The organism is Bacillus sp. OTU2372 (assembly GCF_038440275.1).
GTDB classification, from domain to species: domain Bacteria; phylum Bacillota; class Bacilli; order Bacillales; family Cytobacillaceae; genus Neobacillus; species Neobacillus bataviensis_B.
Genome location: NZ_JASATK010000028.1, coordinates 38864 through 53062, shown reverse-complemented (window position 1 = coordinate 53062; position 14199 = coordinate 38864). Strand labels below are relative to the sequence as shown.

The 14199-nt window shown below is 36.8% G+C and carries 20 protein-coding genes and 1 pseudogene; 12 read left to right on the top strand and 9 right to left on the bottom strand.

What is annotated here, in order from left to right:
* Positions 1–44: 44 nt before the first annotated feature.
* Positions 45–287 (bottom strand): DNA alkylation repair protein, encoded by a 243-nt coding sequence (locus tag AAHB15_RS26130; RefSeq protein WP_098529393.1) that lies wholly within the window; start codon positions 285–287, stop codon positions 45–47.
* Between the two features lie 128 nt (positions 288–415).
* Between AAHB15_RS26130 and AAHB15_RS26125 the strand changes: the two genes are divergently transcribed.
* Positions 416–877 (top strand): FixH family protein, encoded by a 462-nt coding sequence (locus tag AAHB15_RS26125; RefSeq protein ID WP_335574771.1) that lies wholly within the window; start codon positions 416–418, stop codon positions 875–877.
* 64 nt (positions 878–941) lie between these two features.
* Here AAHB15_RS26125 and AAHB15_RS26120 read toward each other — a convergent pair whose 3' ends face one another.
* The 4 genes from AAHB15_RS26120 to AAHB15_RS26105 all read right to left on the bottom strand — a co-directional run bounded on the left by AAHB15_RS26120 (position 942) and on the right by AAHB15_RS26105 (position 2417).
* Positions 942–1322, bottom strand: a complete 381-nt coding sequence (locus tag AAHB15_RS26120) for a hypothetical protein (RefSeq protein ID WP_144562891.1) — start codon at positions 1320–1322, stop codon at positions 942–944.
* A 104-nt stretch (positions 1323–1426) separates the two neighbouring features.
* On the bottom strand, positions 1427–1897 hold the full coding sequence (locus AAHB15_RS26115) for an Hsp20/alpha crystallin family protein (protein ID WP_144562890.1): 471 nt from the start codon (positions 1895–1897) through the stop codon (positions 1427–1429).
* 21 nt (positions 1898–1918) lie between these two features.
* Entirely contained in the window at positions 1919–2161 is a 243-nt protein-coding gene (locus tag AAHB15_RS26110; protein ID WP_335468845.1) for a spore germination protein, read from the bottom strand.
* Positions 2162–2174: 13 nt separating this feature from the next.
* Positions 2175–2417 (bottom strand): spore germination protein, encoded by a 243-nt coding sequence (locus AAHB15_RS26105; RefSeq protein ID WP_144562888.1) that lies wholly within the window; start codon positions 2415–2417, stop codon positions 2175–2177.
* A 168-nt stretch (positions 2418–2585) separates the two neighbouring features.
* Between AAHB15_RS26105 and AAHB15_RS26100 the strand changes: the two genes are divergently transcribed.
* On the top strand, positions 2586–3359 hold the full coding sequence (locus AAHB15_RS26100) for an SDR family oxidoreductase (RefSeq protein WP_335574772.1): 774 nt from the start codon (positions 2586–2588) through the stop codon (positions 3357–3359).
* A 107-nt stretch (positions 3360–3466) separates the two neighbouring features.
* Complete coding sequence (locus AAHB15_RS26095) at positions 3467–3619, top strand: hypothetical protein (protein WP_176541151.1); 153 nt, start codon at positions 3467–3469, stop codon at positions 3617–3619.
* A gap of 49 nt (positions 3620–3668) precedes the next feature.
* On the opposite strand, the gene AAHB15_RS26090 is transcribed toward AAHB15_RS26095, so the two are convergent.
* Together AAHB15_RS26090 and AAHB15_RS26085 are read right to left on the bottom strand one after the other, a co-directional pair.
* Entirely contained in the window at positions 3669–4226 is a 558-nt protein-coding gene (locus AAHB15_RS26090) for a GNAT family N-acetyltransferase (protein ID WP_335574773.1), read from the bottom strand.
* A 303-nt stretch (positions 4227–4529) separates the two neighbouring features.
* Positions 4530–5657: an amidohydrolase gene (locus tag AAHB15_RS26085; RefSeq protein ID WP_144562885.1), complete on the bottom strand. Its 1128-nt coding sequence runs from the start codon at positions 5655–5657 to the stop codon at positions 4530–4532.
* Between the two features lie 181 nt (positions 5658–5838).
* Between AAHB15_RS26085 and AAHB15_RS26080 the strand changes: the two genes are divergently transcribed.
* The 4 genes from AAHB15_RS26080 to dapF all read left to right on the top strand — a co-directional run bounded on the left by AAHB15_RS26080 (position 5839) and on the right by dapF (position 9238).
* Positions 5839–6162, top strand: a complete 324-nt coding sequence (locus AAHB15_RS26080; RefSeq protein ID WP_335574775.1) for a DUF4870 domain-containing protein — start codon at positions 5839–5841, stop codon at positions 6160–6162.
* Positions 6163–6351: 189 nt separating this feature from the next.
* Complete coding sequence (locus AAHB15_RS26075) at positions 6352–7206, top strand: patatin-like phospholipase family protein (protein WP_144562883.1); 855 nt, start codon at positions 6352–6354, stop codon at positions 7204–7206.
* A gap of 197 nt (positions 7207–7403) precedes the next feature.
* On the top strand, positions 7404–8189 hold the full coding sequence (locus AAHB15_RS26070) for a hypothetical protein (RefSeq protein ID WP_342043637.1): 786 nt from the start codon (positions 7404–7406) through the stop codon (positions 8187–8189).
* A 71-nt stretch (positions 8190–8260) separates the two neighbouring features.
* Complete coding sequence (gene dapF, locus AAHB15_RS26065) at positions 8261–9238, top strand: diaminopimelate epimerase (protein ID WP_342043636.1); 978 nt, start codon at positions 8261–8263, stop codon at positions 9236–9238.
* Between the two features lie 18 nt (positions 9239–9256).
* Here the strand turns inward: dapF and AAHB15_RS26060 are convergent, their stop codons facing one another.
* Positions 9257–11098, bottom strand: a complete 1842-nt coding sequence (locus tag AAHB15_RS26060) for a DNA ligase D (RefSeq protein WP_342043635.1) — start codon at positions 11096–11098, stop codon at positions 9257–9259.
* Positions 11099–11224: 126 nt separating this feature from the next.
* Here AAHB15_RS26060 and ku point away from each other — a divergent pair, with 126 nt between their 5' ends.
* Entirely contained in the window at positions 11225–12112 is an 888-nt protein-coding gene (gene ku / locus AAHB15_RS26055) for a non-homologous end joining protein Ku (protein WP_335573973.1), read from the top strand.
* Positions 12113–12449: 337 nt separating this feature from the next.
* Positions 12450–12653, top strand: coding sequence for a cold-shock protein (locus AAHB15_RS26050; RefSeq protein ID WP_176541149.1), 204 nt, complete (start codon positions 12450–12452; stop codon positions 12651–12653).
* Positions 12654–12694: 41 nt separating this feature from the next.
* On the opposite strand, the gene AAHB15_RS26045 is transcribed toward AAHB15_RS26050, so the two are convergent.
* Positions 12695–12991 (bottom strand): DUF6509 family protein, encoded by a 297-nt coding sequence (locus AAHB15_RS26045; protein WP_335573974.1) that lies wholly within the window; start codon positions 12989–12991, stop codon positions 12695–12697.
* A gap of 211 nt (positions 12992–13202) precedes the next feature.
* Between AAHB15_RS26045 and AAHB15_RS26040 the strand changes: the two genes are divergently transcribed.
* The 3 genes and pseudogenes from AAHB15_RS26040 to AAHB15_RS26030 all read left to right on the top strand — a co-directional run bounded on the left by AAHB15_RS26040 (position 13203) and on the right by AAHB15_RS26030 (position 14115).
* Positions 13203–13499 (top strand): molecular chaperone TorD family protein, encoded by a 297-nt coding sequence (locus AAHB15_RS26040; protein ID WP_342043634.1) that lies wholly within the window; start codon positions 13203–13205, stop codon positions 13497–13499.
* A 12-nt stretch (positions 13500–13511) separates the two neighbouring features.
* Positions 13512–13880, top strand: a pseudogene (locus tag AAHB15_RS26035) (TorD/DmsD family molecular chaperone); the annotation flags it as partial.
* Complete coding sequence (locus AAHB15_RS26030; protein ID WP_335573976.1) at positions 13867–14115, top strand: 4Fe-4S dicluster domain-containing protein; 249 nt, start codon at positions 13867–13869, stop codon at positions 14113–14115. The pseudogene AAHB15_RS26035 and the gene AAHB15_RS26030, both read left to right, overlap by 14 nt.
* Positions 14116–14199: the final 84 nt, after the last annotated feature.

Below are 14199 nucleotides of genomic sequence, written 5' to 3'. Positions count from 1 at the left end.
ATACAACGGGTACACATTAAACACTAAAGGTGTTTTTTAATAAATTATCTTTGTTCACCAAATTTGATGAAGGTCAGTTCATCTTCGATTAAACCGCAAGCACCACATTGGACTCGATAATCTGGTCCGTTATAGGGGAGATGAAATGGTTCCAACTCATTTTCGCCATATTGGCGGATAACATCTCCAGACTGAGGATCAAGCTTAACAGATTGAGAAACTTGTTGAATAATATTAAAACGGCTTCGGTTTGTTTTACAATTCGGACATTTGTAAGGGGTTGACATAGGGTTCTCCTTTCTTACTTTTGTTAAACATTATTTTTTGCAATAATATTGGTAAATATGTAACAATGCTAGTGAAGGAAGTGTTCAATCCTCAATTAATGAACGAACTAAGTTAGGGGAGAAAAGCCGTGAGAAAGATAGTACTTATGCTTATTACAATTCTGTCTTTAAGTGTAGCTGTTTCCTGTAGTAATGAGCAAGAGAAAACAGGTGATATGCCGGAAATGGTGGATGTAAATTTATCAGTAAAACCTAATCCCGGTGAAGCAAATAAGCCAATCATATTTGAGGCTAAGGTTACGCAAGGAAAGGAAAAAATTAATGATGCGGAAGTTACTTTTGAGGTTTGGCGATCAAAAGATCCAAATCACGAAAAAATTGCCCTTAAACACGCAGAAGATGGTGTTTATCGGTTAGAAAAAACATTTCAACAAGAAGGTACTTATTATATTATTTCTCATGTAACCGCAAGGGACATGCATAATATGCCTAAGAAAGAGTTTACGATTGGGAAACCAAGTGAGAAGGAAGATTCCACATCTAACCACTCTATGGATGGTATGAACATGGATGATCACAAAAGTCAATAATCATACGGGTTTGTAAACACGAAAGACAGCCACTCGGCTGTCTTTAAGTTTTAAGTTAGTATTGTTATTCCTCTTTTTTTGCCTTAATATTTACCGTTGCTTCCTTTCCAAGCTTCTGATTCACGATTTCCTTTACTTTTTCGGAAATATCTCCTTCATATGTTGAACCGATATTTAACTTGCCTGATAATTCTTTAATACCTAATTGGCCAAAATTATTAGCATAATCTAAGTGTTCGATAACGATTTGGTCAACCTGCAGGTGGTTAATTTGAACAGTTGGAGGACTATCTTTTTCTTTTTTATCTGCAGGGACACTAATGGATTTTACCTCTGTTTTGACCTCAATAATTTTTGATTCTAAAGAGGATATCTTATTTTCCAATTCCGATATTTTTTTCGTAAAAGTTTTATTTGAAGTAAACAAGCGAAAGATGAATCGCATAAAAACCCTCTATTCAGAATTGGTTTGTTCAAAACCGAACCTGGATGACTACCTTAGTTAATCTTATTTGTAATAACCGGAAACATGCAAAAAAAAATCAACGTCTACAGAATTTCTGTCACGTCGATTTGTGAGTATTGCATATCAATATTTTTGGGAATTTTTATTTCCAGAATTCCATCTTTATAATTTGCCGTACCGCCTTTCTTTTTAACAATAGCTGGAAGAGTGATGGTATTAGAATCCTCTCGCTCCGGAATATGTTCAACTATAAGCTGATTAGAAGTATGATACAGGCGAAGCTGATTCAGCCAGTCTTCGTTTCGAATGGGAATTCTTACAAACACATAATCATGAGTCTCAAAGGCGGATGAATTTAATACATTGGCCGACCTCTGTTTTGTTTCTGGTGTTTGAAAGCTGCTAAATAAATCTTGGCCATTCATCATATTGCCCATGTTGGGCATTATTTTTCCAATAAGATCCTGAACATAATTGTTAATCTCATCCGGTTTCATTTTTTGTAATGATTCTTTCATATCCTTTGTAAAAGGAAACATATTCCATGGAAACATGTCTTTCAACCTCTCTAATAACTAAAATTGATTGGCAATTGGTGAGGATGGGTTTGCAATTTGATCTTGGTCACTAATATCTGTGTCACCGAAGCCATTTAGAGAAAACGAACTTGATGGAGAAAGATCCCCTAAGGCAAAATTGGATCCGACCCATTTTTGGTTAGCCGTATGGCTATTTTGAACGGATGGTCCTAGAGAAATATTGGCATTGTTAGCAATGGAATTCGTCTTTATATTAAAAATGTTTATCTGAAAGGGCATTTTTTTCAGTCCTTTATCTCGAATTACTAAAGACGTTCGATGGATTTGCGATATCACCCATATCATTGATATCTGGATCAATAAAGACATTCTCCATGGCCGCTGTCGGCGGTGCAAAATCTCCATAGGATGAATTTTGACCTTGGGATTTTGAATTAGCTGTATGGGCATTATGAAGGGCTTCGCCGATGTTGACAGACCCGTTGTTAGAAACACTGTTGATTTTCAGGCTGAAGATATTAATTACAGTCTGCATCCTGTCACATCCTTTATTGTTGTTATCCGTATCATATGCAACCACTCGCCCATCCGTTATCAAAACTTCAAATCCCTTAAAAAGGGACATGAGAAAAAATTTGCATATATAATGATTTCTTTTTAACATATATCTAAGGAGAGAATTCTTTTAAGCGAGGTAATGATTGTGAAAAAGAAAACGGCTTTGATTACAGGAGGAGCTTCTGGTATCGGCAAAAAAACGGCACAACTACTAGCGGAAAATGGGTATCAACTTGTGATCAACTATCGAAAAAGTGAGTCAGAGGCAGTTTTCTTAGTAAAGCAATTAAATGATCATTACGGGACGAAAAATATCGCTATCCAAGGCGATGTTGCCAACAAAGAGGATTGCATACGCATTGTGAATGAGTCTCTCTCAGCCTATTCAAGTGTGGATGTTTTAGTTCATAATGCCGGTCCATACATACATGAACGAAAAAAACTGACAGATTACTCCTTTGAGGAATGGGATTATTTAATCCAAGGTAATTTAACAGCTGTTTTTTATCTATCAAAACTGATTATTCCAGTGATGAGAAAACAAAGCTGGGGCAGGATTATTACATTGGGATTTGATCGTGTTGAAACCACACCTGGCTGGATTTACCGATCGGCCTTTGCAGCAGCAAAAACGGGTTTGGCTTCCTTAACAAGAACAATTGCAATGGAAGAGGCGGAGCATGGAATTACCGCTAATATGATCTGTCCTGGGGATATTACAAAAGAGTGGAAGGAAAAAAGCATTAAAGAATCCATTTCGTTAAGCGGTGAAAAGCACTCGGTGGGAAGACTAGGCACGGGTGAGGATATTGCTCGCGTTATCCAATTTTTAATTGATGATCAATCTGATTTTATTACAGGTAGTATAATACCAGTAACCGGCGGGGTAGATGTCCTTGGTAAGGCATTAAGAACTTAAAAATTAAATAAGTTCAAAAGTTTTTGAACAATTTGATTTTCTGAATGAAACTGGCTGCTTTTGTAGATAATAGAATTTATTCATCTATGAAAGGAGCAAAGTAATTTATGAGTTTTAACATGAACCGAATTAATCCCAATCAAACCCAAGTGTTTTTTCATGATGGCCGCTTTGAAACGTTAACAAATGAGGAATTAAACGAATTTTTGCTCCATATGGGACTAAGTGAAGTCAATAATGAACAAAATTTATCGGAATAATTGTTTTTATACTAAAAAAAAAGCAATCGGCGCATGCCGATTGCTTTTTTTAGGCTTCTAGTAATTGAGAATCTGTTTGGTCTGTTCCGTTTCGCAAAAAATGGAAGGTATACAAGTCTTTTGGAATTTCATATATGTCATAAACTTCTCCATTTGCATTCAATTGCGCGTAAAGAGATGCTCTCGTTTCATTTGCTTTCACAACATAAGGAAGTTTTTCTGCGGCTTTGATCGAGCGAATATTGACTTTTCTAATCCTCATAAAAATAGTCTCAATTCCAGCTTCATAAAAGAGTTCGTTAAAAAATGCTTCCTTCGCTGGGCTATTATACCCTTTCCCATGATAGGGTTTACCAAGCCAAGTCCCTAAGAACCCTGCATTTTCTTCAATGTCGAACAAATTGATTGTACCAATGGGGTTACCCCATTCATCAAGAATGGTCCGTGAAATTATTTCACCGCGTTCTTCCGCCTCAATGGTTTGTTTCGTCATAAATAAAAATTCTTCATATGAGTCAGCTTTTTGACGTACAAAAGGGAAGACATCTGGATGCGTCATTAACTCGTACAGAGTATGGCTGTCATGAAGATCACGTTTTTTCAACATGAAAATCCCTCCATTAGGGCATTCCGATCCCATGTGTAAAGAAGCGGTCCACCCTCGAAATTTTTTATAAAATTGCGTAAAAAATTTCGGGGTGGGAATCGAACCCACTAGAACCAGTAAACTGGTGGCGCACCATTTGCCTTCCCTATATCATTTTTTTGTTACCGAATTATGTTTGTAAACCCCCAAATCCATTAGGTCCAAAATCATTTCACTTAGAGTATAATACAAGAAAAATTTAAAAAAGGAAATAGGTTTTTTGCGGTTTTTCGCTAATATTTTTTACCAATTTTCTACACATTTTTAGCCTTCCGAATAAACGATTTCACCGCCAATCATCGTCCATTTCGGCTTCGCTAAATAATGGAAAGGGTGATGGGTCCAGAGGACTAAATCAGCATCCTTCCCTTCTTCAATACTGCCTAATCGATCGTCAATTCTTAGATTTCTTGCAGGAAGAATGGTAATTCCTTCAAGGGCCTTTTGTTCCGGTAAACCCTCACGAACAGCAAGACTGGCACAAATATTTAAGTATTGGATCGGTGTATAAGGGTGATCAGTTGTAATCGATACTTCTAAACCGTGATTTGTCAATTCTTGATACGTTTTCCATGTTTTATTTTTTAATTCAACCTTTGATCTTCTTGTTAATGTTGGACCAACAGAAACCTTTAATTGAAGTCCAGCTAGTTCATTGGCAATCAAATGGCCTTCCGTACAATGTTCGATGCGTAGATCAAGCTGAAATTCTTCTGCAAAACGAACCGCTGTAATGATATCATCCGCACGGTGCGCATGAATCCTTACCGGTATTTCCCGCTTTAACGCCATTACAAGCGGAGCAATTCGAAGATCTTCAGGATTATCCGTATGAATGGCTTTGTAGAAAGCTTCCCTAAGCATTCCCATAATCCCCATTCTAGTAATCGAATCACTATTGCCATGGCTGTGAATCCTTTTTGGATTTTCCCCTAAGGCAATTTTTAACCCAGCTATTTCTTGGACAATCATCTTCTTAATATTTTTCCCGGTGGTTTTAATAACCGCAGTGGTACCACCAATCACGTTTGCGCTTCCGGGCATCACATGAACCGTTGTAATACCGCTTTTAATCGCATCGTTAAAAGCCTGATCTAATGGATAAACTCCATCAATCGCTCGAATATGGGGTGTAAGCGCTTCGACTGTTTCGTTAGCATCATTGCCGGCCCATCCAGTCCCTTCATCATATAAGCCTAAGTGTGTATGAACATCAATAAAACCGGGGAATAAATACGAGTCCGAACAGTCCATTATTTTTACTGTTAAATCTGACTTTAAATTTTTGCCTATTTTTTTAATCTTGCCATTCTCAATAAGGATATCGGTGTATTTGGCCGGTTCTGAAGTAACCGGATATACATTTGCATTTTTCAAAAGTATTTTATCCATAGTAAAACCTTTCTTTACGTTATTAATGGTATTTTATCTATTTTAGCAACATATGTGTCATAGGAAAAGCGGCCTATTGATAATTTCTTTTACGGATTAATTTGAAAATCACGAAACCTTTATAAAGACGCAGCGTAAATATTAGCGTAATGAAAAAATTTATTCAATGGGGGAAGATGAAATGATAAAGAGTGAAGAAAGGCTATTAGCGGCAGGAATGTATGTCCTAAGCTTGTTTTTTCCTATTATAGCACCACTGATCATTTGGTTATTAAAAAAGGAAGAGTCCACTTTTATTGATAATCACGGAAAAGAATACTTTAACTTTTTCATTTCTTATTTAATCTATTCCATTGTGGCCGGAATCTTAACAATCGTAATTATTGGGATATTCCTATTATGGGTGTTAGGGATTGCAGCGCTTATATTTAGCATTATAGCAGCCGTTAAAGCCTATGAAGGAAAAGAATATCAGTTTCCATGGATTTTTAGATTAATAAAATAAACTGCAGTAAAGAACCCGGCATATAAATTTGTCGGGTTTTGGTATGCATTTCTTTACATATCCCATAAGCTTCCAGATGGTTTTTTAGTCTTTTCTTTTAAAGTCTATTCGTTTTCTTTAGAGAAACGGTTGTTCTATACTATTAGGTGTATGTATTGCTACTAATAAAAATAAAAGGGGTGAGGCAATTTGTTAAGCCAAACAGGATTAGTTTTGGAGGGCGGCGGGATGCGTGGGGTTTATACTGCCGGGATCCTGGAATATTTCTTAGAAGAGGAACTGTTTTTCCCTTATGTTATTGGTGTTTCCGCAGGGGCATGCAATGCGGCGTCTTATTTATCAAAGCAAAAAGGAAGAAATAAAACCGTTACAGTTGAATATGCAAGTGACCCAAGATACATTTCGTGGAAGAATTACTTTAAGAACAGGCAGTTCTTTGGGATGGATTTCATTTTTGATGAAATCCCTAATCAACATGTCCCTTACCATTATGATGTTTTTTACAGCAGCCCATCCGAGTTTGTCGTCGGGACAACGGATTGTTTAACGGGTATGCCCGTGTACTTTAATAAGCAGGATTATGGAAAAGATTTGCTAACCGTTCTAAGGGCATCAAGTTCTCTGCCATTTATCGCACCTGAAATTCGTTATCAGGACAAAATTTTACTAGACGGCGGGATCAGTGATCCCATTCCAATCAAAAAAGCGCAAAGTGATGGTTTTACGAAGAATATTGTCATTTTAACTAGAAATAAGGGGTATTTAAAAAAACCTTCCAAATTTCATTTCCTTGTAGACAGGAAGTATCCGAATTACAAGGGGTTACGTCAATCTTTACGGTCCAGGTATCAAATTTATAACGATACACTTGGTTATTTGGAAAAAGAGGAAAAAGAAGGGAATGTGCTGATTATTCGTCCATCCGAGCCATTAAAAGTGGGACGAATGGAAAGAAATCCACTGAGACTTGAAGAGTTATATAACCAAGGCTACCGGGATGCAAAGGCATCCATGGATAAAATTTATTCTTATATTGAAGAGTAGAGGAGAGTCTAGCAGGCTCTCCTCTTACTTTTGGGCAGTGTTAAAGGTTATTGTTGATTTTTTGCATGTTGATTGGAGCACCTGGAGCGGAAATCAACACCCAACTTTAACACAGTCTACTTTTTAAAAACTTCTATCATTTTTTTCAATCCTATTAAATAAACTCTTAGTAGAGGAATCGATAAGGGGTAATCTGGATGAAAATAAATGAATATTACCGGGATGCAGCTCATATGAACTTAAATGGTAGTATTGCCGCTCTAGTTCCAACCACTATAATTATTATAGGGAATTTTTCTGTTTTAAAGAATAGAGAAATCATGCTGCTTGCCCTTCCATTTATGATTTATAGTTTGATAAGTTTTCAAGTCTACCTTTTTAGAATGAGACAATCTATCACGATTAGACGTAATATGAAAGCTTCTAAGGACATTTCCACATCTATTTTTAAAGCCCGTCATCTTTTAGTACTTTACAGGAACTCCCAGTCCTCAAGTTTATTCATCTATTTTCCTAATGGCTATATGGCGGGACAAATAAAAAAATTTAGAGGAACCGGAAAGAAAAGGTTCAAGCTCTCAAGAAGCTACGCCTTATATAATGAAGAAGACCAAGTATTGGGATATTTTGAGCTAAAAGGCAGAAAAGTATTAAAAATTGATGTATTTGATAGAAATCAAGATTTTTTAGGCAGATTTGAAAAAAGGAATATAGGTTTTCGGAAAGCAAAGAAGGAGCTTTTTGACCATACTGGAAGGTTTATAGGAGAGATAGAAGGATCTTCTGTTTTTATGGATGAGTTAGTTTATGATCATGGTGAGCATCAGGTGGGGAGGCTGCGAAGAGGGTGGATGCCAATCGAATGGAGTCCACTATTTCCAGAACCTAATACACCTGTACTGTCACTTAAAGAGGGCCTATCAGAAAAGGACAAGCTTCTTAGAATGTCGTTATTAATTAATGAATACTTTATTGAGAGATAAAACAAGACAGTTTCCTTCCATAATAATGTTTGATATGATGGATTAAAGATATTATTCTGGGGGTAAAGCTTGTGCAAATTGATTTAATTAAAGGTCATGGATCAGGAAATGATTTTCTCCTCATCGATGAAATATCAAATGAGTATTTGTTTACAGAAGAAGATAGAGCAAATCTTGCCAAGGTTTTATGTAACCGTGGAAATGAGCTTGGAGCAGATGGAATTTTGTTTATAATGAAAAGTGACCGTGCTGATGGAAGAATGCGTGTCTTCAATGCCGATGGTTCAGAAGCTTCCATGTGTGGAAATGGCCTCCGTCTAGTAGCCAGATATATCTGTGAGCTGAAGGGGCTCAATAAGGCGGTTATTGAAACAATGAAAGCAAATCTAAAGGTCATGAAACAAGAGGATATATTTCCCCAGGTTCACACCTATCAGGTTGAGATTTCTCCGGTCATGTTTGAATTAAAGGCACTTCCATTAAACCTACCTAAACCGACTCTTTTTAACGAAAAGATTAAAGAGCTTTCAGATGAGTTAAGGTTTACAGCTCTGGCGGTACCCAATCCGCACTTGATTGCGATTGTGGAAACAGAGATGTTTCAAAATAATCTCCAAAAAGAGCTTAGTGAAAAAGTGAATGGCCCCAATGATTTATTCCCGGATGGGGTAAATGTCAGCTTTGTAAAGCCGCTCGAAAAGGGTTCCATTTACGTTCGAACCTTTGAACGGGGTGTAGGTTTTACAAATGCTTGTGGTACTGCCATGTCCGCTTCTTCACTAGTTACTTGTTTAACTGAATTAAACAATTATGAAAAAGTCATCAATGTTTATAATAATGGCGGTAAAGTCCAATGTGTTGTCCATAAACTAGATGATACCTATTCAATTGATCTAATTGGAAATGCCACATATCTTTATCGTGCCTCCATCCAGTTAGCTCTAAATGAAAAAACTTTTTCCGTCACATCAAGAACCGAACTATCAGAACAACAGACCTATGAGAAGCTCCAATCAGCTGCTCAGGAAGTAATTAAGCAAACACTTTAAAGGATAAGGCATACCACCTTATCCTTTTTTGCTTGAGTTTTTTAAAAACTCAAGGACCGGAGTAAAAGCCTGGAGCTGCTTTGTTTGAAAGTAATCCATAAAAGGGTCACCCTGACTGCGGATTCGTTTAAGAGCATTTTCCATATTAAAGGAGACTGGTTTAAGTTTATCATTCACTTCCTCCCAATAAAGGGGAGTAGCGACACCGCCATGTTCATTTCCCCTCATTGAGTAGGGAGCGACAATTGTCTTTCCTTCAGAATGCTGTACATAATCAACATATAACCTGTTACCTCGATTCTTTTTCATTCGTTCAATGGTGAAAGAATCAGGAGCCTTCGAGATTAAATATTCAGCGATAAAGCTGGTGAATAACCGTGTATCATCAAAGGAATAAACTTTTTCAGGCAAAGGAAGGTAAATTTGCAACCCTTTGTTGCCTGAAGTTTTTATAAAACCTATTAGATTTAATTGATCCAGCACCTCTTTAATCAATAGAGCTGCTTTTATGGCTAATGGGAATGCATCTTTGGATGGCGGATCGAGATCAAACACGATCTCACTCGGACCTTTGCTGTAAACTGTTTGAAAAGGGATATGGAATTCGATGGCCAGCTGATTTCCAAGCCATACAAGGGTTTTGAGGTTATTGCACAAAATGTAATGAATCCCTTCAGCCTCTTTTGTATGCACAAATTCTGGTGCATAATCAGGACAATTTTTTTGATAAAAAGCTTCGCCAAACATGCCATGCGGATAACGGATAACTGTTAAGAGGCGGTCCTTTAAAAAAGGCAGCATATATGGTGAAATTTCCCGCAGGTACAGAATATAATCAGCTTTCTGAATGGAGAGCCTTTCCCACAAGGGTTTATCCGGATGTGTTATTTCCAAGTCCTGAGGCAGGTTTTTTTGGGCAAACATAAAGCGGTCAAAGGTACAATCTGCAGGTTCTAAATCAAAGCGAAAACGGTCAAAATGAGGTTCACGCAGTTGATTATCATATAGTTCTAAGTATTTCACTTCAAGGCAGATGGCAGGTTCGACATAAATAAATTTGTCATCCTCTTTGATCATATTCTGTTTTATGGTTAGCTTTAAGGCATCTTTTTCTTCAGGTTTAAAACCAAATAGCACTTGGCCGATGCTATAAATTTTTTTATCTTGATAAACTCCAATATAAAAATACCCATTTGTTTTTTCATAGGAGGTAATAAAGCAGCTGACATATTTCCAGTTTTTATACTTTAGCCATTGTAGTGTGCGTTTTCCTTCTTCCCAAAAACTATTTTTAAATTTAGCAATAATGCCCTCTCCATCATATAGAACGACTTTTTCCCATAATTCATTATAATCATCATGGGCTTTTACGAATTGAAGCAGCTGATTATTATACGGATCAGATTCTAGCTCAAACCCTATTGATAGGAATAATTCCTTTAACGCTTCTTTTCTCTTAAAAAAGGGTTCAGTAGAGAACTTTTTTCCCTTTAACATCAATAGATCAAAAACCATCAGTCGGCATGGGGAACGAGTTGCCTGCTCTGATATTTTTTTTTCTGATTTCAGTCTTCCTCGAACCTGGATAGCGGAAAAATTAGCCTTATGCGTGTTTTCCAAATAAACAAGTTCCCCATCTATTTGCAGTGGTAAATAGGGTTTAAAAAGGGGTTCATATCGCAAAAGGAAATCTTTGATTTCTGGAAATTGTGGTAATAAATCTTTGCCATTTCTGCTAATGAACTCAATTCCTTTTGAATTCCAGGTTAACATGGCCCGAAATCCATCAAATTTAACCTCGTACTGCCAATCTGGCCGTACAGGAAGGTCAAAAGTTAAACTTGGCAGCATTGGTTTCATGGTATTGTTCCTTTCTTTTTTCCTTATTTTGCTTCAATTAATACCACTTCATCCTTTTCCAATACTTTTTAGGAATGAAGATAAGACGGTACCACAAACTAATAACAAAAAGATTGGAGAATTCTTATGCATACAATGTGGAAAGGCAGCATTAGTTTTGGGCTTGTTAACATCCCCATTAAGCTCCATACAGCAACTGAAGACAAAGATATAAAACTTCGAACCCTGCACAATAAATGTCATGCTCCGATTAAATACGAAAAAATTTGTACAGTCTGTGAGGAAGAAGTAAAACCAGAAGATATTGTCAAAGCGTATGAGTATACAAAAGGAAAGTTTGTCGTTTTAGATAATGAAGAACTAGAAAAGCTTCGGAAAGAGAATGAAGAAAAGGCTGTAGAAATTATTGATTTCGTAAAAATGGAAGAAATAGATCCGATTTACTTTGATCGAACGTATTATATGTCCCCAAATGAGGGCGGCAGTAAGGCATACTCATTACTGCGCAAGGCCTTACAGGAGTCCCAAAAGGTTGGGCTGGCTAAAATTATTATTCGTTCCAAAGAGCAGCTTGCCGTAATTCGCGTATACGAAAATACCTTAGTTATGGAAACCATTCATTATCCTGACGAGGTACGTAAAGCGGGAGATGTGCCGAATGTTCCTGCGGAGGATAAGGTCACAGATAGAGAATTAGACACGGCGATTATGCTCATCGATCAATTAACCACTAATTTTGAGCCTGAAAAGTATACCGATGAATATCGAACGGCACTTTTAGAACTCATTGAGTCAAAACGTACTGGGCAAGAAACAGTAACAGCAGCGACTAAGGAAATTACATCTAATGTTACCGATCTAATGGCAGCCCTTCAGGCATCCATTGATCGAACAAAACCTAATAAAACAACTTCACCTGCATTAAAGCCAGCGGCAACGGAAAAAGTCAAACCGAAAAAAACAGCTGCAGCACCAAGAAAAAAGGCACCAGCTAAAGTTAAGAAAGAAGCTTAGAGATGAAAGTCCTTGAAGGCCAAGTTCTTTTAACTTGGTCTTCATTTCATTTTTAGGAATGCTCATAAAATTGACTCAAAGTGGAAATTGTGTTAAAATTAAAATACATTTTAATGTTGCGGTATTATCTGGTTTAATTGGTCGTAACTGCACGAAAGTGGGGGATAACTATTACCTATCGTGCAGAGTTACGTCTTTTTTATTATGTAAAATGGTCAGAAAAAATAAAAGGGTGATGCAAGCATCACCTTTTTATATATTTAATTTTACTAGAATAATAGTTGGTTTCAATTACAGGTTCAAAAACAGTCATAACTACTTATAAGGAGTGATCGTTTTGGCGTTTGGCAGAAAAAATGAAGAAGAAATTAAATTAGAGGAAACAAAAATTTGGGTTTGTACTTCTGAAACTTGTAAGTGCTGGGTTCGGGACAATTTTAAAAGCAGTGAACTTCCACTTTGCCCAATCTGCAAAAGTGAAATGAGTCAAACAACCAAAGAACTACAAGTCATTCATAACCATAGTAAAAATTTTATGTGATCAATAAGAAAGCAGGGAGAGCAAAGCTCCCTGCTTTCTTATTATTCTTCTTCAGCAAATTTTTGGCAGTAAGTAAGGACTAGTTCTTCTTCATCCTCCTCCAATTCAAAGTCGAGTACCTTTTCGGTCCCGCGTTCATAAAAGTGATAGCTGGTTATTTTATCTTCGCTTTCATTACGAACAAAAATACACTTTAAACCGATCCCTTTTTCAGAATACAATTCATCATCTTCATCCACTTCGAGTTCTAGAAAAAACTCATAGCGCTCTCCAGATAGTAAACCAAAGGGATCTTCTAATTTTTCAACTTGGTGGCCAGTTATGTTCAACCATATCATCCTTTACAGTTTATTGACTCTCTTATTATACACATTTTCGGTCATAACCCAAAAAAGTGATTTAGTTTACTGCAATTTTCATGATTTTGAATTTAATGTGAATAATTGCACAAAGTCAACCTAACCTAAATAGATTAAGGTAAGATAAATTTATGAGGGGATACGAATCATGGATGTTGGTGTATAAACATCACAAACGAGGAGAGAGGAAATGATAACAGCAAAGGATCCAATACATATCGAATTACAACCATTTTTATTAGCTAGGAAAAATTTATACCAAATACTCCATACTTTATTTTTAGAGCCAACCAATGAAAACCTATTACTAGAATTAGCTCGTATGAGGACTTTTGATGAATTAAAAGAGTTTCATGAAGGTGGCAGAATTCTAGCTTCCTTTTTTAAGCAATTGACCAAGATAGAGAAAGTGCAATTGGAAAGAGAAGAATACCGACGGTTATTTATTGGTCCAGGAACACTAGTGGCCCCTCCTTGGGAGTCTTAATATCGAAGCAAAGAACGACTTTTATTTGAAGAGTGGACTCTCCAGATTAGAGAGCTATATCATCAATTTGGGGTCCAATTTTTACGAGAAAATTATGAACCTGATGATCATTTACTACTAGAATTAGAGTTTATGATTTTTCTAATAGAACTAAGTTTGCAAGCCTCGGAGCCAGAAAAGATTCAGGAACTGATTGCAAGTCAAATTCTCCTTCATAAAGAGCACCTATCCATTTGGATTCCAGAATTTTGTAAAAGGATTATGGATCATACCAATAGTTGCTTATATCTAGGGGCTGCCATGCTGCTTGAGGACTTTTTAGACTTTGATTTTACATCTTTATTGGAAGTAAGGGAGGCATTGGAAAATGTTAAAGAATAAACAAAACGGTGTCGTTACAATTGCCCAAGATGTATGTCAAGGTGCGCAATTATGCATTAAGGCTTGTCCTTATGGGGCTCCTCAATACAATAAAAAGGTATTTAAATCGAATAAATGTGATTTTTGTGTAGATTTGCAGGAAAAATGCGAAGAACCCGTGTGTGTCGCTGCATGTCCGATGCGGGCAATTGAATTTGGCCCCATTGAAGAGCTGCGAAAAAAGTTGGCACGGTAAGCCAAATTAAAGGGATGCCTAGTAATACATTAACACAGCCAAACCTTGTCATTAATCCGCATAGGGATGCAAGGCTGTCCAGTA

What these genes read in the sequence shown, in the direction of transcription:
- AAHB15_RS26130 (WP_098529393.1), bottom strand. Translation starts at nt 287, where the DNA reads ATGTCAACCCCTTACAAATGTCCGAATTGTAAAACAAACCGAAGCCGT.
- AAHB15_RS26120 (WP_144562891.1), bottom strand. Translation starts at nt 1,322, where the DNA reads ATGCGATTCATCTTTCGCTTGTTTACTTCAAATAAAACTTTTACGAAA.
- AAHB15_RS26115 (WP_144562890.1), bottom strand. Translation starts at nt 1,897, where the DNA reads ATGTTTCCATGGAATATGTTTCCTTTTACAAAGGATATGAAAGAATCA.
- AAHB15_RS26110 (WP_335468845.1), bottom strand. Translation starts at nt 2,161, where the DNA reads ATGCCCTTTCAGATAAACATTTTTAATATAAAGACGAATTCCATTGCT.
- AAHB15_RS26105 (WP_144562888.1), bottom strand. Translation starts at nt 2,417, where the DNA reads ATGCAGACTGTAATTAATATCTTCAGCCTGAAAATCAACAGTGTTTCT.
- AAHB15_RS26095 (WP_176541151.1), top strand. Translation starts at nt 3,467, where the DNA reads ATGAGTTTTAACATGAACCGAATTAATCCCAATCAAACCCAAGTGTTT.
- AAHB15_RS26090 (WP_335574773.1), bottom strand. Translation starts at nt 4,226, where the DNA reads ATGTTGAAAAAACGTGATCTTCATGACAGCCATACTCTGTACGAGTTA.
- AAHB15_RS26085 (WP_144562885.1), bottom strand. Translation starts at nt 5,657, where the DNA reads ATGGATAAAATACTTTTGAAAAATGCAAATGTATATCCGGTTACTTCA.
- AAHB15_RS26080 (WP_335574775.1), top strand. Translation starts at nt 5,839, where the DNA reads ATGATAAAGAGTGAAGAAAGGCTATTAGCGGCAGGAATGTATGTCCTA.
- AAHB15_RS26070 (WP_342043637.1), top strand. Translation starts at nt 7,404, where the DNA reads ATGAAAATAAATGAATATTACCGGGATGCAGCTCATATGAACTTAAAT.
- AAHB15_RS26060 (WP_342043635.1), bottom strand. Translation starts at nt 11,098, where the DNA reads ATGAAACCAATGCTGCCAAGTTTAACTTTTGACCTTCCTGTACGGCCA.
- ku (WP_335573973.1), top strand. Translation starts at nt 11,225, where the DNA reads ATGCATACAATGTGGAAAGGCAGCATTAGTTTTGGGCTTGTTAACATC.
- AAHB15_RS26045 (WP_335573974.1), bottom strand. Translation starts at nt 12,991, where the DNA reads ATGATATGGTTGAACATAACTGGCCACCAAGTTGAAAAATTAGAAGAT.
- AAHB15_RS26040 (WP_342043634.1), top strand. Translation starts at nt 13,203, where the DNA reads ATGATAACAGCAAAGGATCCAATACATATCGAATTACAACCATTTTTA.
- AAHB15_RS26030 (WP_335573976.1), top strand. Translation starts at nt 13,867, where the DNA reads ATGTTAAAGAATAAACAAAACGGTGTCGTTACAATTGCCCAAGATGTA.